This is a genomic window from Deltaproteobacteria bacterium (assembly GCA_017302835.1).
In the GTDB taxonomy this organism is placed as follows: Bacteria; Bdellovibrionota; Bdellovibrionia; order Bdellovibrionales; family Bdellovibrionaceae; genus UBA2316.
Map to the genome: position 1 here is coordinate 105,954 of JAFLCC010000006.1, position 26,393 is coordinate 132,346.

The 26,393-nt window shown below is 38.2% G+C and carries 24 protein-coding genes; 19 read left to right on the forward strand and 5 right to left on the reverse strand.

The genetic code is table 11. From position 1 onward, the window contains the following. The first annotated feature begins 47 nt into the window (after positions 1-47). Positions 48-344, forward strand: a complete 297-nt coding sequence (locus J0M15_08485; GenBank protein ID MBN8537077.1) for a hypothetical protein — start codon at positions 48-50, stop codon at positions 342-344. 316 nt (positions 345-660) lie between these two features. Then, entirely contained in the window at positions 661-915 is a 255-nt protein-coding gene (locus J0M15_08490; protein ID MBN8537078.1) for a twin-arginine translocase TatA/TatE family subunit, read from the forward strand. A 69-nt stretch (positions 916-984) separates the two neighbouring features. On the opposite strand, the gene J0M15_08495 is transcribed toward J0M15_08490, so the two are convergent. Next, a complete protein-coding gene (locus J0M15_08495; protein ID MBN8537079.1) occupies positions 985-3,606 on the reverse strand; it encodes a U32 family peptidase in 2,622 nt (873 codons plus the stop codon). A 158-nt stretch (positions 3,607-3,764) separates the two neighbouring features. On the opposite strand from J0M15_08495, the gene J0M15_08500 reads away from it, so the two are divergent. The 9 genes from J0M15_08500 (at position 3,765) to J0M15_08540 (ending at position 13,425) form a co-directional block, all read left to right on the forward strand. Beyond that, complete coding sequence (locus J0M15_08500) at positions 3,765-5,936, forward strand: penicillin-insensitive murein endopeptidase (protein ID MBN8537080.1); 2,172 nt, start codon at positions 3,765-3,767, stop codon at positions 5,934-5,936. Between the two features lie 104 nt (positions 5,937-6,040). Beyond that, the gene (gene rpmI, locus J0M15_08505; GenBank protein ID MBN8537081.1) at positions 6,041-6,232 is read left to right on the forward strand and encodes a 50S ribosomal protein L35; all 192 of its coding nucleotides are present in this window, start codon (positions 6,041-6,043) and stop codon (positions 6,230-6,232) included. Between the two features lie 9 nt (positions 6,233-6,241). Beyond that, the gene (rplT, locus tag J0M15_08510) at positions 6,242-6,589 is read left to right on the forward strand and encodes a 50S ribosomal protein L20 (protein ID MBN8537082.1); all 348 of its coding nucleotides are present in this window, start codon (positions 6,242-6,244) and stop codon (positions 6,587-6,589) included. An 81-nt stretch (positions 6,590-6,670) separates the two neighbouring features. Next, complete coding sequence (locus tag J0M15_08515; protein MBN8537083.1) at positions 6,671-7,750, forward strand: type 2 isopentenyl-diphosphate Delta-isomerase; 1,080 nt, start codon at positions 6,671-6,673, stop codon at positions 7,748-7,750. Next, positions 7,737-9,035, forward strand: a complete 1,299-nt coding sequence (locus J0M15_08520; GenBank protein MBN8537084.1) for a hydroxymethylglutaryl-CoA reductase, degradative — start codon at positions 7,737-7,739, stop codon at positions 9,033-9,035. The genes J0M15_08515 and J0M15_08520 overlap by 14 nt, the downstream gene beginning before the upstream one ends. Next, complete coding sequence (locus J0M15_08525; GenBank protein MBN8537085.1) at positions 9,032-10,078, forward strand: hypothetical protein; 1,047 nt, start codon at positions 9,032-9,034, stop codon at positions 10,076-10,078. The genes J0M15_08520 and J0M15_08525 overlap by 4 nt, the downstream gene beginning before the upstream one ends. Beyond that, positions 10,069-11,037: a diphosphomevalonate decarboxylase gene (gene mvaD, locus J0M15_08530; protein MBN8537086.1), complete on the forward strand. Its 969-nt coding sequence runs from the start codon at positions 10,069-10,071 to the stop codon at positions 11,035-11,037. The genes J0M15_08525 and mvaD overlap by 10 nt, the downstream gene beginning before the upstream one ends. Next, entirely contained in the window at positions 11,034-11,966 is a 933-nt protein-coding gene (locus tag J0M15_08535; GenBank protein MBN8537087.1) for a hypothetical protein, read from the forward strand. The genes mvaD and J0M15_08535 overlap by 4 nt, the downstream gene beginning before the upstream one ends. A 451-nt stretch (positions 11,967-12,417) precedes the next feature. After that, on the forward strand, positions 12,418-13,425 hold the full coding sequence (locus J0M15_08540) for a hypothetical protein (protein MBN8537088.1): 1,008 nt from the start codon (positions 12,418-12,420) through the stop codon (positions 13,423-13,425). Positions 13,426-13,486: 61 nt separating this feature from the next. Here J0M15_08540 and J0M15_08545 read toward each other — a convergent pair whose 3' ends face one another. Both J0M15_08545 and J0M15_08550 read right to left on the reverse strand, forming a co-directional pair. Then, the gene (locus tag J0M15_08545; GenBank protein ID MBN8537089.1) at positions 13,487-13,897 is read right to left on the reverse strand and encodes a HEPN domain-containing protein; all 411 of its coding nucleotides are present in this window, start codon (positions 13,895-13,897) and stop codon (positions 13,487-13,489) included. Further along, complete coding sequence (locus J0M15_08550; GenBank protein ID MBN8537090.1) at positions 13,881-14,255, reverse strand: nucleotidyltransferase domain-containing protein; 375 nt, start codon at positions 14,253-14,255, stop codon at positions 13,881-13,883. Before J0M15_08550 ends, J0M15_08545 begins: the two co-directional genes overlap by 17 nt. A 337-nt stretch (positions 14,256-14,592) precedes the next feature. Here J0M15_08550 and J0M15_08555 point away from each other — a divergent pair, with 337 nt between their 5' ends. Continuing rightward, positions 14,593-15,630, forward strand: coding sequence for a Fic family protein (locus J0M15_08555; protein MBN8537091.1), 1,038 nt, complete (start codon positions 14,593-14,595; stop codon positions 15,628-15,630). On the opposite strand, the gene J0M15_08560 is transcribed toward J0M15_08555, so the two are convergent. Continuing rightward, positions 15,620-16,198, reverse strand: a complete 579-nt coding sequence (locus tag J0M15_08560) for a Maf-like protein (GenBank protein MBN8537092.1) — start codon at positions 16,196-16,198, stop codon at positions 15,620-15,622. The two genes, J0M15_08555 and J0M15_08560, sit on opposite strands and share 11 nt — an antisense overlap. Before the next feature lie 106 nt (positions 16,199-16,304). Here J0M15_08560 and J0M15_08565 point away from each other — a divergent pair, with 106 nt between their 5' ends. From J0M15_08565 to J0M15_08580, 4 genes are all read left to right on the forward strand, one after another. After that, positions 16,305-16,796 (forward strand): transcriptional repressor, encoded by a 492-nt coding sequence (locus tag J0M15_08565; protein ID MBN8537093.1) that lies wholly within the window; start codon positions 16,305-16,307, stop codon positions 16,794-16,796. Between the two features lie 5 nt (positions 16,797-16,801). Further along, positions 16,802-19,453, forward strand: coding sequence for an excinuclease ABC subunit UvrA (gene uvrA / locus J0M15_08570; GenBank protein MBN8537094.1), 2,652 nt, complete (start codon positions 16,802-16,804; stop codon positions 19,451-19,453). A gap of 184 nt (positions 19,454-19,637) precedes the next feature. Then, positions 19,638-20,867, forward strand: coding sequence for a hypothetical protein (locus J0M15_08575; protein MBN8537095.1), 1,230 nt, complete (start codon positions 19,638-19,640; stop codon positions 20,865-20,867). A gap of 282 nt (positions 20,868-21,149) precedes the next feature. Then, positions 21,150-21,737 carry an outer membrane beta-barrel protein gene (locus J0M15_08580; protein ID MBN8537096.1) on the forward strand — a complete coding sequence of 196 codons (588 nt, stop codon included), beginning with the start codon at positions 21,150-21,152 and terminating at the stop codon, positions 21,735-21,737. A gap of 40 nt (positions 21,738-21,777) precedes the next feature. Here J0M15_08580 and J0M15_08585 read toward each other — a convergent pair whose 3' ends face one another. Next, complete coding sequence (locus J0M15_08585; protein ID MBN8537097.1) at positions 21,778-22,710, reverse strand: hypothetical protein; 933 nt, start codon at positions 22,708-22,710, stop codon at positions 21,778-21,780. 171 nt (positions 22,711-22,881) lie between these two features. Between J0M15_08585 and J0M15_08590 the strand changes: the two genes are divergently transcribed. The 3 genes from J0M15_08590 to ffh all read left to right on the forward strand — a co-directional run bounded on the left by J0M15_08590 (position 22,882) and on the right by ffh (position 26,390). Further along, complete coding sequence (locus J0M15_08590) at positions 22,882-24,483, forward strand: peptide chain release factor 3 (GenBank protein MBN8537098.1); 1,602 nt, start codon at positions 22,882-22,884, stop codon at positions 24,481-24,483. A gap of 180 nt (positions 24,484-24,663) precedes the next feature. Beyond that, a complete protein-coding gene (locus J0M15_08595) occupies positions 24,664-25,041 on the forward strand; it encodes a hypothetical protein (GenBank protein ID MBN8537099.1) in 378 nt (125 codons plus the stop codon). Positions 25,042-25,049: 8 nt separating this feature from the next. Then, a complete protein-coding gene (gene ffh / locus J0M15_08600) occupies positions 25,050-26,390 on the forward strand; it encodes a signal recognition particle protein (protein ID MBN8537100.1) in 1,341 nt (446 codons plus the stop codon). Positions 26,391-26,393: the final 3 nt, after the last annotated feature.

The following is a 26,393-nucleotide window of genomic DNA, read 5'->3' on the forward strand; positions in this document are numbered from 1 at the left end:
TCATTTTAAATACTCATAGAAATTCTATCAAGGGACTCTTGTGCCAAGTGGTGGCAGAGTCTGATCTGAGGAGTTATATTGCTCTTTATCTGGATCAAGAAGTTGCGAGAGAAGGCTTGGTTCGAAACTTACCTTCTTTTTCTCGATTTCTTGAAGTAGCTTCGCTTTGTAACGCTGAACAAGTTGATTTTACAGCTATGGCAAATGATTCTCAGGTTAAAAGGACAACGGTTCATGAATACTTTCAAATCTTGAAAGACACCCTAATCATTCATGAGCTTTGTGCCTGGCAAGTGGCAAAAAAAAGAAAACCCGTGGCGAACTTAGCAACAACAGGAGGTTGATTTCATTTTAGATGGGAAGTATTCCATCGAAATCAAATCGGGTCCTCACCTGTCTAGCAAAGATATTTCTAGTTTGGTTATTTTATCTAAAGAGAAAATTATTAAAAAATTTTTCATAATTTATACGGGAGAGTCAGAGCAAAGACTTGGACCAAAGGGTATGATTCAAGCGGTTCCTTACCAGAAATTTTTAACTGAAATCTTGCCTCGGCTTTAGTTTAATATTTTGCGGTCCCTGAGTTTACAACTATGACCAAGATGGTATGGGATTGACGGTTCTTCGTTCAGTGGTTTACTCTTTAACAGCGGGGTGTTTATGGGCGAATTTAGTATTCTTCATTGGGCAGTGGTTCTGATTATTCTCTTACTTTTCTTTGGGCCTTCGAAGCTTCCGTCCTTAGGTAAGTCTTTGGGAGAAGCTATTCGTGGTTTCAAAAAGGGAATCAATGAGGTTGAGGATGTAAAATCAGAAGTTAAAACGGTGGCTGAACAAAAGCCAGACCAGCTGAAGTCAGCGGAACAACTCAAATCAATCGAATCTGCTAAGGTCGCGGAAAAGAAAGATAGTTAACACTCTCTCAGCAGTTCCCAGTCAAAAATAGTGTTGAATTGGAGAGTTTTAGGCTTGCTTGATTAAGAACTAATAAATCTTTTCCTGGGAGAAATCTTTTTTTCGAGACTGGTACTTATGTTCCTGGGAGAGATTTCCGTCGCTGAGGCCATAGCTTTCCTGGGTTTTTAAATGGAGTAATGTTTTTTCTGCAGTTTGCAACCCATGTAAGAAGTAAAGATAATTTTGAAGTTTAAAAATGAGTTCCGAACCGGATTCATTTAAAGCCTCGTACCTCAAATTTCCAAGTCCCAGTTTCCTCCACGAAGAAACATATTTTATGGCTGATTGCGCTTTTGCATGGAACATGGTGTTTCGGCACTCATGATCTGGCTTGATCCAATGAAGATGATTAAATTGATCTTTCAATTGGACAAGATGTTTTTCGCAGGGCTTGCCGCAGTCTTTATAGCTGGAGCCATTACTTAAAAAGGCAGCAAAAACACAATGCTCCATATGAAAGCTTGGCATGTATTGATGAACGGTGATTTCTAGTTTTTCCGCCGGTGATTTTTTTAATATATTTTCTACTTGAAGTTGGTTGAGGTCGTAGGAAAGACAAAGGCGGGAAAGTCCCTTTGACAAAAGGTAGGCAACAGTGAAGTGATTGGTGACATTTAAACTGAAATCCCCAATTAATTCTCCTTGAAAAGGTTGACTGTGTTGAAAGTAATAAAGGGCTCCCAAATTCCGTATCAAAATCACATCAGGATTTAAAGAAGCGATCGTTTTGAGGTTTGTATATTCTTGTGGTTTTAAAATTCTCGTGGTGGCGATTCCCACTTTGATTTTTTTATTTCGCAAGCTTTCCATGGAAGGTCGATAGTCTCGGCCAAATTCAAAATCCAGAAGTATGAAATTAAAATCAGAAGCTTGAAATTTATTTTCATCTAGGGCTAAAATAAAATCTTCAACCTGTTGGCGATTTCTCAGTAAAACATTGAAGTTAATTTGTCGCAGGTCTGATATGTTTTCTAACTTTGTAGAATCGATAAAATTTGGATTCAAATCCTTACAAGAAAAAGATTTAAAATGAAAATCCTTTTCCGAATGGAAATCGATTCGATGAGTTTTTCTTTTTTCACTGAGCTCTTGAATTAAAGATTGTCTCAGATTTTTTAGTTCTTTGGCATTTAAAAAGATATCTTCATTTGTCGTTCGATGGATATTTAATTTTCGCAATTTAAACACACTACCACCCAGAGAAGAAAATTCATTTTGAATAGCTTCATCTGTGAGGGGGTGTTTTTCTGCGGGCACCCCATTTGACAAGGTTTCTTTAGTGAGTGAAAAACGGCCGTCAGAAATCTGAGCAAGTAAGGGTTTATGGAGCGAAAGAGTGATGGAAATATCAATAGGGATACGTTTAAAGAAATTCTTATCTTGAAAAGATTTGAGAAGGTCTTTTTTTTGCTCTTTTTGATGATTTAAATAAAGCTTAGCATTTTTGAATTCTCTCTCCACTCCATTCCCTGGCGTGAAATCTTTTGAAATGCCAATCCGGTACAAATTATCTTTTTCTTTTTTAACAGAAAAAATAAAACTTCCCCATTCCTTTTTTTCAGATGAAACATCTAGGATCCAAAGTAGACCATCTCCCGAAGTTAAGTGGATGTCTTTTTCCAACTCCACCAAAAGTACAGGAGCCTTCAATTGAGAATCGTATTCGAATTGTAGGACCTTTCCAATTAAATTGCCTCGATGAGAGCTGTAGGTTCCATCAACTAATTTTTGGTGTTGGACGCCATGGAGCCACCCAGAAAAAAAACCGCGGGAATATTGTACTGCCATATTGTTTTTAGCAATTTGAATTTCTTCAGAGTTTAATGATCTTCCATTTAAATATTGATCCATGGCCTTTCGAAACTCTCTGGCGCAACTGGCAACATACTCAGGTGTTTTGAGGCGACCTTCTACCTTAAAACTCGTAACTCCTATTTTCATCAATTCAGGAATTTCTTGAATGCCGCACAGATCTTGGGGAGAAACAAGGAATTCTTTTTCCAAGTTTGTTTTCTTTTCACCATCCACTATCAATTCATAGCTAAAACGACAACTTTGCGCACATTGACCTCTGTTGGCTGATCTTCCCCCTAGGGACTCTGACGTGAAACACTGTCCTGAATAGGAAACGCAAAGGGCCCCGTGGACAAAAACCTCAAGCTCTTTGTGGGTTCTTTCTTTAATACTTTTAATTTCAGACAAGGAATTTTCCCTGCCAAGAACAAAGCGTTTAAAGTTTAAATCTTCAAGAAGTTGGATAGCCAGATCATTAGTGATGGTCATTTGGGTGGAGGCATGAAGTGGTTGATGGGGCGAGAGGCTTCGTAGGATTTGGGCTAACCCCAGATCTTGAATAATAAAGGCGTCTGGTTTTAGGGGCAGAACTTGGCAGACAGCTTCAATAACTTTTTCAAGTTCTTCTTCGAAGATCACAATATTTAAAGCAAGATTGACTTTGACACCAAAGAGGTGGGCGGTCTCAATAATATCTTTCAGTTCTTCTAATTCAAAATCATAGCTTCTTCCCCTAGCATTGAATCCAGGAAAACCCACATAAATGGCATCGGCTCCATTATGAATGGCTGCCAAAGCCATTTCTTTTTGCCCCACGGGCAGCAATAATTCAAAAGGGTTCGTTAATTCTTTCATTGAGAGTTAGGTCTTACTAAAGATTCCACGAATTTCCTATAGCTAACACGTTTTTGAATAAGCTACATGAACTGTCTAATTCTGAGACAGTTTTTGATTTTTCTGAGCTATTAAATGCAATTGATCAGACTTAGACCCCATTTTATTGGGTATGAAACGTGCAATTGAAATACTCGATGATAAAGGGTGCTGTCATATTCATATTTTTACTTATATTAGGTTGTGGAAAAGGGTTTAAGACCAAAGAAAATCCCTACTTAGAAAAAGTTATTGAAATCGAAGATGCCAAGCAAAAAGAAAATCGAGGAGCTAATAACGAAGATAATCAAGGAACGGCTCAGGAAAATCCAGACAAGCCATTGATCGCTGACTCTGGCGAAGTTATTCGTAAAGAAAAATGGACCCAGGACTTGCCTCAAAAGTATGATGATGTGGGTGACTTTTATCGTGTTAAAGAAATTCCTGGAATGTCTGAAAATGAAGTTTTAGATTCTGTTCAGACCCTAAATCCCGAACAAGTTCAGGGATCAAAGACGGTTCAGTTGTATCGAGGAAAATTAATATTAAGCCAAGTGAAACACCGATTTATAGTGAGTTCAAATAAAAATGAAGAGGCAAGAGAGCTCGAGGTAACCGGGGATGTGACTTTTAGCAACCAGAGCACCTTTCCATTTGTTTTAAAAGGAAAAGCAACTGATTTCGAGTTCCCGTTAGAGATTGCTGACAAAAACTCTAATTTAAAGAATGTATTTAAGGCAAAGGCCATTTGTTTGAAAGAACCAGCTGAAAATTCCTCAGTCGGTGATTCAAATGCTTCAAATATAAGTGACGAGTGTGATAAATTAGCTATCGATTTTTATTACAAAAATAAGGATGTTTTTTACACCGATCAGTTAATTTCGAAATCTTTTATTACTGCTGAAATTCAACATCCTGTTGAGGAGTTTGTAGTTCCTAATGAGTATTTTAATGGGATCCCCGAGGAAGAGTTAACTGATTACGATAAAAAACAAAAAAAGGGAAAGCACGAAGAGCCTCCCAGCACTGAGGATATCGCTAATCCCGAATTGCCATCCTATTTTATTAATCCAAATTTAGAAGATGTTTCTGCACTTTACCCTGAGGTTAAAAAAACTATAGATGAAGCTAAAATAGAAAAAATTAAAGTTCCTAAGAAATTAAAGGTCCTGCCAGAACTGACTGGAGATGAAAAAATTCCAGAAGGTCCTGATTTGATAGGTCCACCTCCAGCCATGGATCTTAATCCTGGGTTACCGAAATCCCCACCTCTTGTGAAATCACCAAAGCCAAAGAAAGAAGAGGCAATTCCTAAGGTGGAGAGCCCTATCGCAGAGAACCCTAAGAAAGAGACAACTTTGCCTAACATAAAACCTGTTAAGCCGATCACGCCTGAATCCAAACCAGATGCCAAACCTGAATCCAAACCTGAATCCAAACCTGAAGCCAAACCTGAAGCCAAACCAAAGCAGCCTGTTGTCGATGGTCCTCCTGCTCATCGTCCACCTGCAAACCCTGCAAACCCTGCAAGTCCAGCAAGTCCAGCAAGTCCAGCTAAGCCTGGTGCTGCGGTTGTTGAGGTGACTGCCAATAATCAACGCCCTAAGGATCAGGCCTGGGGAAAGCCTCACACTGGGAGATATATCAAGAGCCAGCAAAGAACTATTTTCTTAACTCAGTCTAATAGTTTGCTAGAGGCTTTTCAAAAAATAGGACCCGATTCTGGATTTTCGATATGGAGCCCAAAAAAGTTAAGACATTACGGCACCTATGATATTGTCGAATCCATTGTCAATATAGGAGAATGGATCAAAGACAATATTCCTAGCTTCACCTTAAAAGTGAATGACATGTCAGGAAAAAATGGCGGAAACATAGGTCATTCTAGCCATAAAACAGGGATGGATGTGGATTTGTCCTATGTGACAAAGAATCCAAAAATGGCATTTATGGATATGGATCGAGTCAAAGGGGCCTTGCCACACCCTGAATTTCAGGGGGCTGAGCAGTGGAAACTTTTCAAAGCCGCTTTTGATTTGGCTCCTGTAGAGGTTATTTATGTGAATCGGAAGATTAAAAATGAAATGTGCCGGCAGGCCTTATTATCCAAGGATTTGCCGTCAAATACCGATACGAAATCAGAGGCAGCTAGAATGTTGACTCGCCTAGTGGTTATTGATAACAACCACGGTGACCATTGGCATTTAAGAATGGATTGTAAAACTCTTAATTTTATGAAAGTACAAAGAAATTGTATCTCTCAGCCCCAACCGTTTGTGGGGCCAGAATGTCAAAAAATCAGCCTGAAATAATACTTGCCATTGTGTATTATTTTGTTTAAATCATGTCTCAACCAATCAGGCTCAAAAAGTGTTTATAAATTTTTATAATCCGCCTCGTTTGAGAAAGGCATAGTATGAAACAGAAAACCCATTCGGGGGCAAAAAAACGCATGCGTTTGTTGCCAAGTGGTAAAGTGAAAAGAAAGCAAACTAAAATGCGTCACTTAAACTCTCACATGAAATCAAAAACCAAGAGACATTTAGGTCAAACAGCTTATGTTGACGATGCTAACATGTACCAAACAAGCCGAACGCTTGTATTCTAAGGAGAAAAAATGCCACGCGTAAAATCAGGTAAAACAAATCATGCACGTCATAAAAAAGTATTAAAAAGAGCTAAGGGTTTTTACTCAGCCGGCTCCAGAGCTTTCATCCATGCAACTGAAAAAGTGGATAGAGCTATGGCCTATATGTTCAAAGGTCGTAAGATGCGAAAAAGAGAATTTCGCGCTCTTTGGAATCAAAGGATCAATGCCGCAGCCAGATTGAATGGGACTTCCTATTCAAGACTTATTGGTGGGCTTATCAAAGCGGGTGTTGAGGTGAATAGAAAGAATTTATCAGAATTAGCTATTAATGATCCAACAGCTTTTACAAAAATGTGCGGTTACGCCCTTAAATAAGATAGTGAATTAAATCATCAGATTAAAGCAAATTAATAAAGGGCTTTCCCAAAGAAAGCCCTTTTCTTTTGGAAAAAAAATATGGGATCAGAGCTTCAAGAGTTTAAAAAAAGAAAAAAAGATCATATTCAAATGGCTCTTAATAAAGAATCACAGTATTTGAAAACAAATCCATTAGAAAAAATAAAATTAAAGCATACCGCGTTTCCAGAGTTAGATTGGTCAGAATTAGATTCTACATGTTATTATTTAGAGCATCAATTAGGAGCTCCTTTTTTTATAAGCTCTATGACCGCAGGACATGATAAGGGAATGGAAATTAATTTAGCACTTGCTGAATTAAGTGCTGAAAAAAAAATATTGATGGGAGTAGGGTCCCAACGGCGTGAGCTTTTTGATGATTCGGCAAAAAAAGAATGGAAAAAGCTCAGAAAAAAAAATCCTAAAGCTTTATTGTTATCAAATATCGGCTTAAGTCAGTTGATTCAAACTCCCGCAGATAAAATTCTTCAAATTATAGATAATTTAGAATCTATAGGCTTAATCATTCACACAAATCCCCTGCAGGAGTGCATCCAAAAAGAAGGAACTCCTCAATTTAAAATGGGGCTAAGTTCTATTGAAAGGTTAGTAAGAGCGGTTCCAGTTCCAGTGATTGTGAAAGAAGTGGGAAATGGTTTTTCAGAAGAAGACAGAAGACGCTTAAAAAATACAGGGATATACGCTTTAGATCTATCGGCGAAGGGAGGAACCGATTGGTCCAGAGTAGAAGCTCTTCGCTTTCCCAGGAATTCCAAAGAACGAGCCTCTGGATTTATTTTTTCGGAATGGGGTTATAGTCTTCCTGAAATGATGCTAGATAGTGAAAAATTAAATCTTTCATATGAAACCTGGGGCAGTGGTGGTATAAGATCGGGATTAGATATTGCGAAGGTTCTGGCTTTGGGCTGTCAAAAAGTGGGTCTGGCTCAACCCTGGTTAGAGGCTTTGTTAAAACCTGCGGCGAAAAATGGCAGGATTAGTGAGTGCAAACTAAATAAAAAAGCATTGTATGATTTTTACACTCAGATAGAGAAAGAAATGAAAGTAGCTCTTTTTTGTACGGGATCAAAAAATATTAAAGAGTTACAAAACAAAAAGGTTATGTATGTCGCGGATTAAAAACTTAAGTGATATATTCAAAGGTTTTTCAAAATTAAATTTAAATCAAAGAATTCAAAAAATTTTTGAAGCTGGGTCCATCAATGAAGAGGATTTAAAGTTTTTAAAGTCAGGTGGCCTCAAAGATACTCAATTAGGAGAAAAATTTATTGAAAATACAATTGGGTATTTTCAGATGCCTATGGGGGTAGCCACCCAATTTTGTATTGATGGCAAAGAGCTTTTTATTCCCATGGCCGTGGAGGAAACTTCCATCATAGCTGCTGCAAGTAAAACCGCAAAATGGATTAAAGAAACGGGAACTATCACTACCGAAGTTATGGGGACCGATATTATAGGGCAAATACAAATTGGAAAAGTTCGTCATCTTTCAAATCTTAAAAATGTAATTCACAAAAATAAAAACTTTCTTATTAATTTAGCTAATACAGAGGTCGTTCCTAATTTGGTTCAACGGGGTGGAGGCGTCCGCGATATACAGCTAAGGGAATTGAAAAGGGATGATGGTCAGGACATGGCGGTGATTCACATTTTGATGAATCCTTGTGATGCAATGGGGGCTAATCTCATCAACCAAGTTTGTGAGTTCTTAAAATCTCCAATTCAGGAACTGAGTAACGAAACGGTAACCATGTGTATCCTGTCCAATTTGGCAGATTCTAAAATAACAAGGGCCGTAGTTGAAATGCTCGTGGATGAGGAACTTGGAATAAAAATCCAAGAAGCCAGTTTATTTGCAGAACTGGATTCCTATAGAGCGGCTACCAATAATAAAGGCGTTCTTAACGGTATTGATCCGATTCTTATTGCCACGGGAAATGATTGGAGAGCCGTTGAAGCGGGGATCCATGCCTACGCTGCCAGATCAGGACACTACACTTCTATTACCAAATGGAGATTTGATAAAGACACAGGGATCCTGAAGGGAGTATTTGAAGCTCCTCTCATTGTTGGAACGGTGGGTGGAGTTACCAATTTGCATCCCATGGCAAAAATGTCACTTCGTATGTTAGGTGTACAGTCTTCCAATGACTTATCTAGAATAGCAGCAGCAGTTGGACTGGTCCAGAATCTGGGAGCTTTAAGAGCCTTGACCACTGTAGGAATTATTGAAGGACATATGAAACTTCATATAAAAAATTTAAGCCTAGGAGTTGGTGCCACTGAAACAGAAATTCCTCTGCTAGAAACCAAACTTGAAGAAATTTTAACACTTACCAAAAGAATCACCTTAAGTCATGCTATGGAAGTTCTTAAAGAGATCCGAACCAGTCAGCGAATGTGAAAACAGAATACTTTTCGTTAAAAATTCCAGGAAAAACTTTTATCTCCGGGGAGTACTTGGCTTTACGTGGAGGAAGCAGCTTGTTGGCCTCTACTCTTCCCGGGTTTGAAGTTTTTTTTATTCCTAAAAAGAAACAAACCAAAAAATTGGATTTGATTCCTCAACTTGCCGAAAAACATCAATTAAGTGTTGAAAAGTTTGATGTTTCCTTCTTAGGAAAAATTCAATCACCTGCGGAGATTTATTTTCAGAGACATCTAGAAGTGTTCAATGATTGGGAGATCCTTTTTTATGATGGCTATCAACAAAAAGGTGGGTTTGGGGCCAGCACCGCTCAATTTTTAGCACTTTATCAGTTTTGTCTTATTGAAAAAAATGATTTTAAGAATTTAAGTATAGAAGAAAAATCCCTAGAAACAATTCTTCTTGAATATTGGCAATGTCAAAGTGATTTAAGTCAAACGAGCCCCAGTGGAAATGATCTTTTGGCCCAACATTTTGCCGGTTTTAATATCATTGAAAAAGAATTTATTTCTAACAATCAAAATGAAGACAAAATTCAAAATAAAATGAAAATTCAACGTCGTTCGTTGGAATGGAAGTTCAAGAATTTAGATTTTACTCTTTGTTTGACGGGGAACAAAACTCCCACGCACACACATCTTCAAAACCTTAAAAGTTTTGATGAAAAAAAACTTGTTCAGATTCAAGGCAAAACTGAAGGGGCTTTTGATTCAGGAAATGAAAGATCTTTTGCAGAGGAAATTAACCATTGGTATGAAGAGCTCTTGGATCTTCAGTTAGTATGTGAAAACACTCAAAAATTAGTTAGGGATTTTAATAAAGAGATGAGTATCCATTCATCTCGAATGGCAATCAAAGGATGTGGGGCTTTAGGCAGTGATGTTCTTTTTATTTTGTATGACAAATCTGACACTTCATTGGTAAAAGACTGGCTCCATCATCATCAGCTATTAACTTCTTTTACATCTAATGATATATGGATCCAACCTATTCAGTTTGAAAGGAAAATATGGATTTAAAGGTGTATTCGGCTCCTTCAAATATCGCCCTTATAAAGTACATGGGAAAAACCAACGCCATGGATAATCTTCCAACGAATACTTCTCTTTCTTATACCTTAGAGCATTTAAGAACTTTTATAACCTTAGAAAAAAATGATAAAGATGAATGGCGGGTTTTGCAGGGTGATGGATTGTTTCCTTTAGTTTTATCAGAAAAAGGAAAGCAAAAGTTTATCAATCACTTGTCTTTTTTACGAGAACAGGCTCAGGTTAAAGAATTTTTTTTGATAAAATCGGCTAATAATTTTCCTTCAGATTGTGGGATCGCCAGTTCCAGTTCTAGCTTTGCAGCTCTGACAATGGCAGCAATGAATGAATTTCAAAAGTTATCCAATAACTTGTTAGATTTGTCGCCGTCTAACTTATCAGCGCTTTCTAGAAGAGGCTCAGGATCTTCATGTCGCAGTTTTTTTTCACCCTGGTGTGCCTGGAAAACCGATCGAGGATTTTCATTGGATTTCCCGTACACTCATCTACATCATATTGTTATTTTGGTAGATATAAGAAAAAAAGAAGTCTCTTCAAGTGAAGCGCACTTGCGTGTTACAACCAGCCCTTTTTTTCAAGAGCGACTGACCAATGTAGAAAAGCGGTTTCATGATCTTTCATTGGCATTAAAGAATTCGAACTGGTTGATACTTCGAAAGCTTTGTTTTGATGAATTCACAGAAATGCACCAACTATTTGAATCTTCGATGCCTCCATTCAGTTATCGCAATGAAGCTACTTTTAAGGTGATAGATCAACTTCTTTTATTAGAGAAAAAAAATCAAGAAAAGGCCCCAATCATTACGATGGATGCGGGTAGCAACATTCATCTCCTTTTTAAGAATGAGGATCTAGATCTGGCGAAAAAATATCGTTCTCTTTTTAACGGTTACGATTTGTTAACTTCTTTTCAGAAGGAATTAAAATGAGCTCTGTGTTTAGAACTGTCGCTTATGGAAAGTGGATTCTTTCTGGTGAACACAGCGTTTTAAGAGGTCAGGAAGCCATAGTGGTGCCTTTGTTTTCTAAGAAATTGTATTTTGAATTTCTTCCTGGATCTCAAATCGATGGGCTTCGCATTCATATTGAAGGAAGTCATTCGAGTGATATTGAATCTATTGTAAGGGCTTTGTTTTCCAAAGCTATTGAGATCCTGGAATTAAAGAAGTTTAATCTTTCAGGTGATATTCGTATTCAAAACGAAATTCCTTTAGGTTCTGGGCTAGGAGCTAGCTCTAGTCTCTGCGTGGCCTTTGGTAGATGGTTTTGTTCAATGAACTTGATTGAACCGAATAAAGTCTATGAATTTTCTAGGAACCTAGAAAACCTGTTTCATGGTGAAAGCAGTGGGGTTGATATAGCGGTGGTTCTTAACGAAAAACCTCTTATCTTTAAAAGACCCCAATCAATAGAATATATAGAAAATTATTTTAAACCGCATCTTTATCTTTCTTATTCGGGTCAAAGAGGAGTCACAAAAGACTGTGTTGAAAAGGTTAAAAAAATATTTTTAGTTGATCCCGAAAAAGCTCAACGATTGGATCAATCCATGGTGGAAACGACTCAGTTGCTCAAGCAGGCATTTATCGTTTCTAATGAATTTAACAATTCAAATGCAGTCAACAGTGATCAGAATCGCGAGAAACAAATGATCTTAGGAATAAATAATGCTTATTCCATATTTCAGGAGTGGGGGCTAACTCGTGGAGCGATTGATGAGCATATTAGCTCGCTAAAAAGGATGGGTGCTCTGGCATGTAAACCCACGGGGAGTGGTGGTGGTGGCTACGTCTTAAGTTTATGGCCCAGATCTATGGTACCTTCAGAACAAACAGAATTTGAATTTATCCCCATTTGAATGGTTAGTAAAGAACGTCAAGATAAACAACTCCGTTCTGTGCAGAACCCGCAGAGACACAAGTGCCTACATTTGTCGTGTCAACATAACACCCTGAAACTGAAACACCACCTCCTGAACCGTATCTTAAAGGAGTCATACCTCCATACCAACTTCCAGAATTAAGGATTCCACCGGCACTCCAATAGGAAACGCCAATGGAACCATAACCTGTAGATACGCCATTAGCTCCACAGTGACCTGGTTGTCCAAATCCTCCATAATAAATACTGTCCGTCGCTTGTCTATTGGGAGCATAGGACGTTGGAGTTCCGCTACCAAAAACAGCGCCAGGTAGTGGACCTGGAACAAGCGCTCCAGTATAGGAATCAATTCCAAAAGTGCAAGCAATTCAGGTTCTTGTAATGGGCCTCCAGATGGACAACAAATTTATTTAAAGCTATGGTCTGGCGTGAAAACCGCTGATGCTTCTCCCATTCACGGTTTACAAGTTTGGGATAGCGAAACTGGTTTTAATGCCTGTGGTGGTAAAATTGGCTTACCTTCAAGTGTAAAATCTGAAATTGGCGTGGATTTTAGTTCCAATGGAGCGGCTGATTCTACCTTCTCATTTGCTACATCAGTCACTAACTTCTTAGATCAGGTGACAAGCACAACAGGAACTGTGACTCTAACAGACAACTGGAAGATGAGCACAGCAACACTTCAACATAGCGTGAATCCTGGTTGTAGCGCTACAGACATCACTATTGGTGGTACTTCTTACTCTATGGCATGGAAGTGTGGACCAGATAATGCGAGTCTTTACCAAGTCAGTTTAGGAGGTGGTTGTGTGGTTACGGCAACTTCGAAACTCGCGGAAGTTCAAAACTGGAGTGGTATGACTTGTGTTAATAAATGGGCCGTCACCAATTCTTCAAACTTCGTTCAAACAAGTAGTTCAGTGAATTTCAATTGGACAGATTTGAATGCCTCACAATTGGCTTCAGGAACTTCATATTCTTCAATCGCAAACTCTGGCAGTTCTGATTCAGCCAAATTAGCACAATTGCAGTGTTATTCAGAGTATTACTATCGTTCTGGATTAGAGCGATCAGGTGCTGCTTGCTTACCAAGAGTTGCCACAGATTGGTCATCTTCAAATCCAGCTGATTTTGTGAAAGTTAATTTCCGGCCAAGCCAAATGGTGTTTTTTGACCAATATAAGCCATTCCCGGATGGCAGTGGTGGAACGATTTTAACTAGACAAGAACACTATAATGGAGTTCAAGTTAACGGTAATAGTTGGGTTAATTGCAAAGTCATTGATACCGGTGGTTTATCCATTAAAAAAATCAGCGATTCAAAATTATTGGCCACTTATCAATCTTCAGAAATCTCTACAAGTACAGGAAAACCTGCTTGTATGGCTAAATTTTCTGGTAAGAAGACAACATTCGTATTTTATTTAACCAAATAGTAATGATTATTGTCTGTGTGATGAAAATAAACATATTTATTTTCATCACTTAAAAGGAATATTAAGGTTTTTCAGGGCCGAGAATCTTCTCGGCCCATAACAAGACTCTGCTAGCTAACAGAATGCAATTTTGAAAATCCTCGTGGCTTAATTCTTCACTGCCTTCTTCGTATTTTCTTATAGTGGCATACTGAGAAAGTGTTCCAAGTAGAAAGGCATCTGGAGGAACTACTTTTTCTGGAAGCACAGCCACCAGGGCTTCTAAATCGTGGGTGTGCGGGATGGGTTTTTCATAAAAACAAAGGACAGCCTTCAATAGCTTTTCCGTACATTGTTGTGAGTGGTAAACAATGTTCTCTGGTCGTCCAATTTTTGCGGCACTCAATGCCTTGGCAGAATCTAAATCCCCTTTAGCAATACGTGCAAGCTCATAGGCATATTTTTTCTTATACTTTTTAGCGAGTGGACCCATTTAAACTCCAATTTGGATGTAATTCAACACCCGATTCTTTGATATCAAAACAGACGCCGCCAATTTCACTTCTTTTGATAAAGTCACTTTTTTTGAAAACAAGAAGGTCGAGTGGCCATTGGGATAACCGACCTGACTCATAAATTTTTTGCAAGAAAAGCTTAGGACTCTCCTCATCAGGAATAATGACAGCTAGGTCTAAATCTGATTCTGCTGTAAATCGGTCAGCTACAAAAGAACCAAAAATATAGATGGACGAATTTGGTTGTATTGACAGAACTCGCTCAATAATTCCCTTCAGAAGGGTTATCCAGAAGGGATCAGAAGTAGAAAGACGATTAAGCCGAAGAAGTGACATACCAGGGTAAGTCTATCTCTAAAATCTCAATAGTCAATCTACATCAAAGGCAGGTTGAAACATAATCTCAGTCCGGTATCTTTTTGTTGTACATATACTGGCAAGCATTTTTTTCAAGTGACGTTCCTATACTCAGAATCCCCAGTCTGTAATATTAGATCAGAAAGATTCTTTTAATAAAGGATAATGAGTCAGAAATTTCAATTTGATACAAATTCTAATCATTATCTGGGGACATTCATGTACCTAGATATATCAAACAGGAACAACGCCTGAATAAAAATCTTTAAGGAATAACGTTGATTTAATGAAAGAATAGTGAAAGAATAGCGAAAGAATGTTTCTTTCACAAGAGTTTACTTATTCTAAAGTTATGGTTGAAAGCCTAGTTGAAATTTCTAGAATGCAAGGGGAAATTTCAGCAAAAGTATTTTCATTATCTGATAGATTATTTTATAGACAACAAAGCCTAGCTGAATCAGCTCATTTTTCTACTAAAATTGAAGGAAATCAGCTGACTTTAAAACAGGTTACAGAGACGCTGGGTCAGAAAACTCATCTCAAAGCGTCTAGAGAACTCAAAGAGGTTATTAATTATGCGAAAGCTCGTCAATTTATATTCGAATCAAATATCAACATAAACAAAATCAATCTTTTAAAAAGTCATGACATTCTGCTCACAGGAATTTTGCTTAAATCAATAAGAGGGAAATACCGACAACTTCAAAATGCCATAAAAGATTCCAAGACTCAGAAAGTTATTTATCTCCCCCCAGAGTGGACAGATGTAGAAGATTTAATGAAAAATCTTTTTAAAATTGCTTTTTTAAAAAAACCTTCAATCGCAGAAGCTGTTATTGACTCTGGAATTTTTCATTTTCATTTCGAATCTATTCATCCTTTTTTGGATGGCAATGGCCGTCTGGGACGACTTTGGTCAACTAATATACTTAGGCATGGTGGTTTAAGTTTTGTTGAATTCGTGGCATTTGAAAAATATCACGAATTGAATCGAAAAACATATTATGAACAGTTGCATGCCTTGCAGGGTGATATTTTTTATAATATTTCTGCTCGTCTAGATTTGACTCCTTGGTTAGAATATTGGATTAAAGGTTTATTATACTCAATTAAAGAGGCTTATTCGCGAATTGAAAATTTGAGTTTTGAAAAAGAAGAATTGTTTTTAGAGAAGCGTCTTTCTATGGGTATAAACTTATTTAAATCCCATAAAAAAATATCTGCCGAGCAATATCAATTGCTAGCCAATATTGGAAGGACTCAAGCGGTAGAAGATTTAAACAAACTCATTCATTTAAAAATAATAAAAAAAATAGGTGGAGGTCGCTCTACTGTTTATATTCTTATGGAATGAAGATTCCATATTTTTCCAAAATTTTTGAAAGTCCAAGAAGTGGAATTCCTTGAATAGCTGTGGGATCTGTTGATTCAATAGTTTCTATGATCTGAATTCCGTGAGCCTCCATTTTATAGGAGCCAGCGCAGTCCCAGGGGGAATCAAGATCGACATAGCTTTCGATTTGGGCTCGTCGTAAAGGCTTTATTTTAATTTTAGTTATATTTAGTATGTCTTCTTGATAAGCGCCATCGAGCACCGTAAGAGCGGTTATTAATTCATGAGTTTGGCCTTGAAGTTTCATGAGTTGAAGAATGGCCTTCTCGCGTGTCCCTGCTTTTCCAAGAATTTCATTGTGAAGATGAACCAGCTGGTCGCCGCCAATGGTGATTTGGTCTTCCTTGGCTACCGAAGAGGCTTTCAAATAGCTTAATCGCAAAGCCAATACAGAAGGATTAAGGGAACAGTTTTTGTTTTTTTCGAAATCTTCATCAATCAATGGATTTTGCGATTCAAAGGTTAGACCAAGAATTTTTAATTGCTGTTGCCTGTAGAGGGAAGAACTTGCTAATACTATTTTTTTCATCTCGGTTTGTCCACTTGTACCACCCTGCGGCCTCGATTTAAGTCTTTTCAGACAGGCCTCGACAATTCTATTGCAAATGAAAATAATTTTCAACTATATTCCAGAAATGATAAAAAAAATAGAAGAAAAATTGTTACCTCGGCAAATAGATAATGAAACCTTATTTTTTGATGAAAAATGGACGGAGGATGACTTTCGAAATATCATTAGGAAGATAAATTTAAAGGTCACTCCCCAAAGGATGCAGATCTTAAAGGTGCTTCATGAGAACAGAAAACATATCACGGCTCAAGAACTTTTTGAGAAAGTGCAAAAGATCAATTCAGCCTTAGGATTTGCGACAGTCTATCGGTTTTTAAAAGACCTCTCAAAAGTGAATTCAGTAACAGAAGTAAGGATGGGCGGGATGCCTACGCGTTATGAGCTCACTCCCAAAAAACATCATGATCACATGACCTGCACTCAGTGCGGTCGTATTGTTGAATTTGAAAATAAAAATATCGAGGTGTTGCAGGAAAAGGTGGCTCATCAATATGGTTTTAAATTAACTCATCACGTGTTAGAACTTTACGGAGTGTGTCCGGCATGTCAGACTTAAGCACGATGAATGAGATCAAGATCGATGAAGAAGTAATTATTATTAAAAATGCCAGGGAACATAATTTAAAATCTCTCAACTTAAATATCCCCAGGAATAAAATAACTGTTTTTACAGGGCTCAGCGGTTCAGGAAAATCCTCCCTCGCCTTTGACACGATCTATGCAGAAGGGCAACGCCGTTACATAGATAGTTTGTCTTCCTACGCCAAACAATTTCTCGAGCAATTAAAGAAACCTGAAGTGGACTCCATAACGGGTTTATCTCCGGCCATTGCGATTGATCAAAAGTCCGTAGGGAGTAATCCAAGATCCACAGTAGGTACCGTTACCGAAATTTATGATTTCTTAAGGTTATTGTATGCAAAGGTCGGAACTCCCTTATGTCCGCAGCATCAAATTCCCGTGACATCACAAACGCCACAAGAAATTGTGAGTGATATTTTGAAGTTAGGGGATAACCATAAGATTTATATCTTGGCTCCTATGGCCCAAGGAAAAAAAGGGGAGTTTTTAAATGAATTTCAAAAATGGCAAAAAAAAGGTTTTATAAAAGCCAAAGTGGATGGGAAATTTATAGAACTATCCCAGGCAACAAAATTAGCCAAAACAAAACCCCATGATATCGATTTAGTTATTGATCAGCTGATCATCAAGGACTCTGTAAAATCAAGACTTTCTGAAAGTGTCAATACGGCTCTGATAATGGCAGAGGGGAAAATCATTTTAGAAACTCATCAGGGAAAGCGGCAATTGTTTTCTCTGAAGTCAGCTTGTCCCGAATGCGGTTATTCTTTTTCAGATTTGGAGCCAAGGCTTTTCAGTTTTAATAACCCACGCGGGTATTGTCCTACCTGTCATGGTTTGGGAACCCTCGATTTTTTAGAAGAAGAAATTTATGAAGAAGGTGAGGGCGGAAATAAAAAATTAAGTAAGGTCAAGTACACCTTAAAAAATGCAAAGGAAAAAGAAGAGGATGATGATTTCAGTTTTGAACCAGATATCTCTGTTTGTCCCAGCTGCCAAGGCCATCGATTAAAACCAGAGGCCTTGAATGTCAAAATTCATCATCAAAATATTTCCGAAGTGGCCGACTATTCTTGTTTGGAGTTAAAGGAATTTCTTCAAGAAGTGAAAGATAAAAAAGATATTTTTAAATCCAAAGATTTGCTAGTGGCAGAAAAAATTATTTTACAAATACAAAACAGATTAGATTATCTTATCCGAGTGGGGACAGGTTATTTAAGCATGAGCCGGTCCTCAAGAACCCTTTCCGGTGGCGAAGCTCAGAGAATCAGGCTTGCAACACAAGTAGGGTCTTCATTAATTGGCGTGCTCTATGTGATGGATGAACCAAGCATTGGGCTTCATCCAAGAGATCATCATCGATTATTGAATATCATTGCCGAATTGCGAGATCGGGGCAATACCATTATCCTTGTTGAACACGATGAAGATACCATATTATTTGCCGACCATGTGGTAGATCTAGGACCTCGAGCTGGCAAGCTGGGTGGTGAAATACTTGCTGAAGGCACCCCCCAGGAGGTGATGAAGAATAAAAATTCTCTTACTGGAAAATATTTAAATCGAGTATTACATATTCCTATTCCCAAGATCCGTCGTCAGGGAAATGGTAAGTTTATTGAGCTCACAGGGGCGACAGGAAACAACTTAAAAAATGTAAATTTGAAAATTCCGTTAGGTTTATTTAATTGTGTCACTGGGGTGTCTGGCAGTGGAAAAAGTACTTTGATTATTGATACTCTCTATAAACTCTTAGCCAAAGAGTTTTATAAATCCAGCGTGGTGCCTTCACCTTATCAAAAAATTTCAGGACTTGAGCACATAGATAAAGTTATTGAGATAGATCAAAAGCCCATCGGCAGAACCCCCAGATCTACTCCGGCTACCTATGTTGGACTTTTGCCAATGATCAGAGACCTGTACTCGCAGATCCCCGATGCTAAGCTGCGAGGTTATACTCCTGGACGATTTAGCTTTAATGTCAAGGGGGGGCGGTGTGAATCTTGTCAGGGGCACGGGCAAATTAAAATGGAAATGCATTTTCTAGCCGATGTTTTTGTTCCCTGCGATTCCTGCAATGGAAAACGTTATAATCGTGAAACCTTGGCTGTTACGTATAAAGAAAAAAACATCGCTCAAATCCTTGAAATGTCCGTAGGGGAGGCCTTAGATTTTTTTAAGAATCATATGGCTATTTACAAAAAACTAGAGACCCTTTCCCGTGTGGGTCTTGATTACATGACCCTAGGGCAAAGCTCGACAACTTTGTCTGGAGGAGAAGCCCAACGAGTGAAGCTATCTAAAGAACTTTCTAAAAGAGGTACGGGAAAAACACTTTATATTTTAGATGAGCCCACCACGGGTTTACATTTCGAGGACATTCGAAAGTTAGTTGAATTATTACATGAGCTTACAGAGCAAGGAAATACCTTGCTTGTCATTGAACACAATGTGGAAGTGATAAAAACCGCAGATCATCTTATTGATTTGGGTCCTGATGGTGGAAAAAATGGCGGTGAAATCGTGGCCTCGGGCACCCCAGAAATTGTGAGCCAAAACAAAAAAAGCGAGATAGCTGTATTTTTAAGAAAAGTTTTGCCTTCAGCTGCAAGTGACCTGATAGGGTCGTAGTAGCCGCCTAAAATGAAACAGGTCTATTGCCTTTTTTGTATTCGATTGAGCTGCCAGAAAAATAATACAACCTGATTTCATACTAAACTTCATTCTGGGGCTTTCCCATTTCAAAATGAAGCACAATTTAATTTTTATTTTAACTTTTCAGACAAATTCGGTTATTCTCGAAAAAGGGGGACTAATGAAACTTAGTAAATATGGTCGTGGCTTTCTACTTTTTGTTTTTGTGGCTGCTATCAGTCTAGGTTTTCAAAATTGCTCGCGATCTTTCTTATCTGAAGATCAACGTGTTGATCCCTCAATTGAAGGTCAGCTTTCGGAAGATCAATTTGTTGAAGGTATTTCGGAATTGACTGTTCAAAATTTGACTCAAAATTCTGAGGTCAAAGACGGTTATCTTTATGTAGGTGAAAATTATAACGTTTCCTTTTTAAATCGTAAGCTTAGAAACGATGCTGAGTTAACAATTGAAATTCAAAGTACCTCAACAGCAATATGTTTGCTGAGGCGAGAAGCTACTTCAAAGCATGCTCATAAAGGGTCGTGTTCTGGGCCAGGTGTTTTAGATTTGAAAATTACTTTCTTAAATCCAGGTCAAGCAACGGCAGTTGAACAACGGAAGTTTTTTGTTATTCCACGAATTAGCACCCCGCCAGAAAACCAAGTTCCAGCTAGTCCACAAGTCCCAGCTAATCCAGGGTCAGCTTCTGCTGCTTTCTTAGAAAGTTTGGAGTTTGAAGTTTCAGGCACTAGTAGTAAAAATTTATTTGAGCAAAAGTTTTATACTTTGAGTTTTATTGAGAATTTTATTAATTTAGAGACATATAGTTCTTCAACTTACAAAATTACGAAAGCTTCGATGAGTTCTTCTAACTGTATATTTGGAACTAAAGTAAATTCATTTTCAAGTTTAATTACGAAAGCGAGCTACGCATTTATCTGCTATGGATCTGGAAAGCTTGTCCTTGAAATACAGCGTAATAATGAAAGCAGTCGACAGTTCGTCGAGTACAATGTGGTTAAACCCGAAAGTTCAGATAATTCATTTATTGGTCAGGGAATGTTTCTTTTTGCAGAAGTTCCTTTTGCTTCTACCACGATAAATAGAACTTACCCAATTGCTCAATCAAGTTTTATCGATCTGTTTAATGAAAGAACTGACTTCGCATACGGCGTCTATTTAGATCCACTAATGGATTCTGCCTTTGTGAGGTTCGAGGTTGTTACCGCAGTCAGCTCAGTAACAGGGAGTGCGTTCAATTGTGAATTTAGCAAAGATGTTAAGCCAACATTAAAGCCAAATGCCATTGGTACCCTCAGTTGTGAAGGCCATGGGACCTTAACTATTAAGATAACATATGTTTTCGCTGATCGGGAAATTTCAAGAAACTTTAGTTATCAGGTATTCTAAGCGGTTTAATGTAACCACCCTTTAATCTGAATTACAGCAGAGCGTTGTATTTTCCTTATTCCAGTATTCCAATGGAATTGGTGAATTATTGTCTTTGAAAAATTCTTTTGTTACTTGAAGTAAATAGATACGTTGCAGTTCGCGAGCAAAAAAAGCCCACACTAAAGTTTCCAGAACTTAAGTCTACTTTTCCTAGTAAACCTATTCACAAAAAAGAAAAGTGAATATAATTATTATGACATTGGATTTGAGCAAATAAAATATACATGAATGGAGAAAAATATGAAAACACTACTTGTAATTTTGGCAGGTTTTTTATTTTCAGCAAGTGCCCGTGCCGGATTTATGGCAGAACCGTGGTTGGGATATGAATCGGGTAAGACGGATTGTACCAATGTTGTTGGAGGCGACTGTGGGGCTAAATCTACAGGAACAGGTTATGGGGCTCGATTAGGATGGATGTTTTCTGGTGGTTATTGGCTTGCGGGTGAGTACATGGGTGGATCGGGAACTATAAAGTACGACGATTCCAGTGTTGCTGATGATAATTTTGAGCATACGACTTTAGGGGCTACTTTGGGTTTTGATTTCCCAATGGGTTTTCGAGTTTTTGCTGGTTATGGTTTTAATAACAGCTTAAAAGATAAATCCGCTTCTGCGGAGGTCACTTTTAAAGGAACTTCTTCTCGTGTTGGACTTGGTTATAAATTTCACAATAACATCAGTGTTAATCTGGAATATCACACAGATACTTATACCAAATTTGATGTGTCTTCATTTACGGATTTAGATATTTCTACTTTGTTTTCAAAGTTTAATTCTACGAGAACGATGTTAACTTTGAGCTACGTTTTTAATAGTGGCAAATAAACATTCTTTTTCAGATTATTGAACTTGATGGTTTTGAATTTCATAATGTTGAAGTTGCTGCTTGCCTTTTCCTATTTGATTTTTCTTTCTTCCTTCCTGGATGAATAGTGGCTTGGTAGGCGCAGTTTTTAGAGCAAGTGCCTTTTTTTAGGTCCAACTTCAGACAGTCATCACAGATCAGGGCCTCCACATCGCAGTGCTGGCAAATGATTTTAGTCTCTGCAGGCTGACCGCAATGGGGGCAAAGCTTGAATTTTTCCGATGGGGATAGGTTTTGATTTACAGCCACCCGGTTATCAAAAACAAAGCATTCCCCAATAAATTCTTCATTAGGTTTTTCTTTGAGATAGGATAAAATTCCGCCATCAAGCTGATAAACGTTATTATAGCCCTTATCTTGAAGCTCTAAGATTCCTTTTTCACAACGAATACCACCAGTGCAAAAGATCATAATTTTTTTATCTTTGGGTATATTTTGAGACTCAAAATACTCTGGAAACTCGGTAAATTTTTCAATGTTCGGATTAAGGGCGCCCTTAAAAGTTCCAATTTTGTATTCATACCAATTTCGAGTGTCAATCATGACAAAATCTTTTTCATGCTTTAAGATGTGATCCCATTGCTCGGGACTTAGATGAAAATTTTTATCCTCATCGGGGACTCTGCCAGGAATACCGGTAGTGACAATTTCGTCTCGGACTTTGACTGAAAATCGACGAAAGGGAGGCTTTGTTGAGGTAGAATCTTTAAAATTCGAAATGGAAATCCCAAAATATTTTTGGAGTTCATTTTTAAAAGTGACCATGGATTTAGGGGTCGAAGAGGCAATGGTAGAGTTGATTCCTTCGGGGCCAGTTACAATGAGGCCCAAAATTTCATTTTTTTTAGCAAGAGCCTTCAGATCTATTTTGACTTGTTCTAAGTTGGCAATTTTAAAAAAGTGATAGAATGTTGAAATAGTAAAAAAGCGCATCTAAATCTCCTATTGAATTTGGGCTTCAAACCCAAAAATAAGTATTTATTTCGTTACGGACTAGGGCTTCACCTAAGCATCAGCTTAACTTCAGCTTGACTCGTAAGGTAATCTGAAAAAGGAGTCAAGCTTTGAGTTGCCCAAGACCTTGCAAAAATGTAAAAACGAAGGATGCTAATTGACACTATCTCTCAAAAAGAAATTCAAAGGCGGCGCACGTTTGCCATTATCTCTCATCCCGATGCGGGAAAGACAACACTCACAGAAAAGCTACTCTATCATGGAGGAGTGATTCATGAAACGGGTGAAGTCAAAGGTAAATCAGGAACCAAGGCAGTGACTTCAGATTGGATGGAGTTGGAAAGACAAAAGGGAATATCCATTACTTCTTCGGTGATGACCTTTGAGTATGAAGGGCTAAAAGTTAATTTGCTAGATACCCCTGGGCATAAAGATTTTTCTGAAGATACCTACCGTGTTTTGATGGCTGTGGATTCCGCCTGTATGTTGATAGATGTGGCTAAAGGAGTTGAGGAACGAACTAAAAAACTTTACGAGGTTTGTCGTTACCGACAGGTGCCCATCTTTACCTTTGTTAACAAACTCGACAGAGAAGGGAAAGACCCTCTAACCTTAATAGACGAGATCGAAAAGACATTGGGAATGCAATGTTATCCAGTGACCTGGCCTTTAGGAATTGGGCAAAGGTTTAAAGGGATTTATAATCGTATCACCCAGGAGCTTCAGTTTTATGATCAAAGGCGCGAAGGGGACGAGACCATTAAGTATGCGTTTAATGGCGTCTCTGATCCGAGGCTAGATGAGTTTTTAGATCGTGAAACAGCAGCCCAGGTTCGAGATGAGCTGGAACTTATCGAAAGTGCTTTACCCCCCTTTGATGTGGGCGCCTTTTTGAGCGGAGAGATCTCACCCGTCACCTTTGGTTCAGCAAAACAAAATTTTGGAGTGGATACCTTTCTTCATTTTTTTTGTTCCTATGCTCCAGCTCCTCAGGCAAGGAAAAGAAAAACAGGGGAGGATATGGACCCTTTGGAAAATAATTTCACTGCCTTTGTTTTTAAAATTCAAGCCAATATGGATCGGAGGCACCGGGACCGTGTTGCTTTCTTGCGCGTCTGTTCTGGAAAATTTGAAAGAGGGATGAAGGTTCAGCACATGCGTTTGAAAAAAGAGTTGAGGTTGGCCTATTCGAACCAATTTGTGGCTGCAGAGCGAGAGACAGTGGACGTGGCCTATGCAGGTGATATCGTTGGTGTGAATGATACGGGAAATTTTGCTATTGGCGATTGTGTGGCTGTTCAGGGACAAATTCAATTTGAAGATATTCCTAAGTTTGCTCCCGAGCTTTTTACGAAACTAACTGTTGGTGATGCTTTGAAAAGGTCTAAATTACAAGAGGCTTTGAAGCACCTGGCGGAAGAAGGAGCGATTCAAATTTTTATCGATCCTTTAGTGGGGATGCAGGACCCACTTATCGGCGCTGTTGGAGAACTGCAGTTTGAAGTGCTTGCTCACCGACTTCAAGATGAGTACAATCTTGAAGTTCGATTGAATCGATTGCCCTACTCCGTGGCTCGTTGGCCAAAAACTAAGGACGGGAAATCAACGGACATCCTGAAAGGTGGGTTTCAAATTTTTCGAGATCTTAATGAAAATCCAGTTATTCTTTTAAAACAAGAATGGGATTTGAATTGGGCCCAGAGGGAAAATCCAGAAATTGAATTTGCAAACTCCATCAGCAGAGCAAGGTAACCTCTGTAAAAACACGAGGTATTCAAAAAAAGGTCTCTTCTTTCTGCGTACTATTGTCTATCGACGCAGCCTCGCCTTACAGGTGAAAAAGTCCAATTTCTACCTTTGAAAATTTTTTTAGAAATGTTATGGTCCAAGGAGATTATTGAAACAGAATAAAATTAACCGTGGAGGTTCATGATGTCAGCAAGTGTTTTATGGTTAGATACAGAACATGCGAAGGTATTTAAAATTTCAGCAGATGCTGTAGAGAAAAAAGAAGTCAAACTGCACGGAATGTCGCATTCAAATAACAAACAAGAGACCCATAAGGATAATTTAGAACAACACTTTTTCAAGGAAGTCTGTTCAACTATAGGTAAGGTTGAAGAGCTTTTAGTTTTTGGCCCTGGAATGGCAAAAACACATTTTAGAACTTTTCTTGAAAAAAACCACAAGCATGATTTATATAAAAATCTTGTTGGAGTTGAGCCTTTGGATAGCCTAACTGACAATCAAATTTTAGAGTCATCAAGAAAATTCTTTAAAAAAATTCACCAATTTACTCATCCGTTTTAGAGTTAAAAATGTTTGAAAATTTATCAGATAAGATTCTTAATTCAGTTAAAAAACTAAAAGGTGGACAGCGAATTTCTGAGGCCAATATTGAAGAGGTTATCAAAGATATTCGACTCAGTTTATTAGATGCAGATGTTAATTTTAAAGTTGTAAAAAAATTTATTGATGAGGTAAAACTCAAGGCCATTGGTGAAAAAGTAATTGAGAATGTCAACCCGGGACAAATGTTTATTAAAATTGTCCATGACGAGCTGGTAAAAACCTTGGGTGGTGGAACTGCAGAGTTAAATTTAGAAGTATCCTCATCGGAACCAACCGTGTTGTTCTTAGTAGGTCTTCAAGGGGCAGGTAAGACAACCAGTGCCGCCAAATTAGCTTTGTTCCTAAGAAGTAAAAAGAATAAAAAAGTAGGATTGGTGCCGGCAGATGTTTATAGGCCAGCGGCCATTGAGCAATTGCAAACTTTGGGCAAACAAAACAATTTTCCCGTTTTTTCTTCTCAGCCAACTCAAAAACCTCAAGAGATTTTAAAGCTGTCTAAAGAGTGGGCCAAAGATCATAAACTAGAGGTTGTCATTGTGGATACGGCAGGTCGGTTGACCATCGATGAATCCTTGATGACAGAGCTTTCTGACTTAAAAAATATTTGGAAGCCTCAAGAAATATTATTGGTTGCAGATGCCATGTTGGGGCAGCAATCGGTTCAGGTAGCTGAAGGTTTTCATCAGCGTCTCTCTTTGACGGGACTTATTCTCACTAAAATTGATGGAGACGCCAGAGGGGGAGCCGCTTTAAGTATCCGCGAAGTTACGGGCATTCCAATTAAATTTCTAGGTGTGGGTGAAAAAGTTTCAGCTTTGGATATTTTTCATCCAGACCGTCTGGCGGGTCGAATTTTAGACATGGGAGATGTTCTTACCCTCGTCGAAAAAGCTCAAGAAGTGATGGACGATAAGCTAGCCCGTCAATCCACGGAAAAACTATTAAAAAATCAATTTTCTTTGGAGGATTTTTTAGCTCAAATTCAACAAATGAAAAAATTAGGTGGGATTGAGACTCTGATGAAATTTTTACCAGGAATGGGGGAGATTTCAAAACAACTCAAAAATATGACTCCTCCCGACCAAGAGATTAAAAAGATTGAAGCCATAATTCGTTCCATGACAAATGAAGAAAGAAGAAACCATAAGGTTTTAAATGGCTCAAGGCGTCTGAGGATTTCCAAGGGGAGTGGAACCCAGGTTACTGATGTCAATAAATTGATCAAGCAATTTGAAGAAGCGCAAAAAATGATGAGTCAGTTTATGAAAATGGGTTTAGGAAAAGGACCTATGGGAAAAAGATTTTAACAA

Excerpts from the sequence above, each read along its gene's own strand:
- J0M15_08490 (MBN8537078.1), top strand. The coding sequence starts at position 661 with ATGGGCGAATTTAGTATTCTTCATTGGGCAGTGGTTCTGATTATTCTC.
- J0M15_08495 (MBN8537079.1), bottom strand. The coding sequence starts at position 3,606 with ATGAAAGAATTAACGAACCCTTTTGAATTATTGCTGCCCGTGGGGCAA.
- rpmI (MBN8537081.1), top strand. The coding sequence starts at position 6,041 with ATGAAACAGAAAACCCATTCGGGGGCAAAAAAACGCATGCGTTTGTTG.
- rplT (MBN8537082.1), top strand. The coding sequence starts at position 6,242 with ATGCCACGCGTAAAATCAGGTAAAACAAATCATGCACGTCATAAAAAA.
- J0M15_08515 (MBN8537083.1), top strand. The coding sequence starts at position 6,671 with ATGGGATCAGAGCTTCAAGAGTTTAAAAAAAGAAAAAAAGATCATATT.
- J0M15_08520 (MBN8537084.1), top strand. The coding sequence starts at position 7,737 with ATGTCGCGGATTAAAAACTTAAGTGATATATTCAAAGGTTTTTCAAAA.
- mvaD (MBN8537086.1), top strand. The coding sequence starts at position 10,069 with ATGGATTTAAAGGTGTATTCGGCTCCTTCAAATATCGCCCTTATAAAG.
- J0M15_08535 (MBN8537087.1), top strand. The coding sequence starts at position 11,034 with ATGAGCTCTGTGTTTAGAACTGTCGCTTATGGAAAGTGGATTCTTTCT.
- J0M15_08545 (MBN8537089.1), bottom strand. The coding sequence starts at position 13,897 with ATGGGTCCACTCGCTAAAAAGTATAAGAAAAAATATGCCTATGAGCTT.
- J0M15_08550 (MBN8537090.1), bottom strand. The coding sequence starts at position 14,255 with ATGTCACTTCTTCGGCTTAATCGTCTTTCTACTTCTGATCCCTTCTGG.
- J0M15_08555 (MBN8537091.1), top strand. The coding sequence starts at position 14,593 with ATGTTTCTTTCACAAGAGTTTACTTATTCTAAAGTTATGGTTGAAAGC.
- J0M15_08560 (MBN8537092.1), bottom strand. The coding sequence starts at position 16,198 with ATGAAAAAAATAGTATTAGCAAGTTCTTCCCTCTACAGGCAACAGCAA.
- J0M15_08565 (MBN8537093.1), top strand. The coding sequence starts at position 16,305 with ATGATAAAAAAAATAGAAGAAAAATTGTTACCTCGGCAAATAGATAAT.
- uvrA (MBN8537094.1), top strand. The coding sequence starts at position 16,802 with ATGAATGAGATCAAGATCGATGAAGAAGTAATTATTATTAAAAATGCC.
- J0M15_08575 (MBN8537095.1), top strand. The coding sequence starts at position 19,638 with ATGAAACTTAGTAAATATGGTCGTGGCTTTCTACTTTTTGTTTTTGTG.
- J0M15_08580 (MBN8537096.1), top strand. The coding sequence starts at position 21,150 with ATGAAAACACTACTTGTAATTTTGGCAGGTTTTTTATTTTCAGCAAGT.
- J0M15_08585 (MBN8537097.1), bottom strand. The coding sequence starts at position 22,710 with ATGCGCTTTTTTACTATTTCAACATTCTATCACTTTTTTAAAATTGCC.
- J0M15_08590 (MBN8537098.1), top strand. The coding sequence starts at position 22,882 with ATGCTAATTGACACTATCTCTCAAAAAGAAATTCAAAGGCGGCGCACG.
- J0M15_08595 (MBN8537099.1), top strand. The coding sequence starts at position 24,664 with ATGTCAGCAAGTGTTTTATGGTTAGATACAGAACATGCGAAGGTATTT.
- ffh (MBN8537100.1), top strand. The coding sequence starts at position 25,050 with ATGTTTGAAAATTTATCAGATAAGATTCTTAATTCAGTTAAAAAACTA.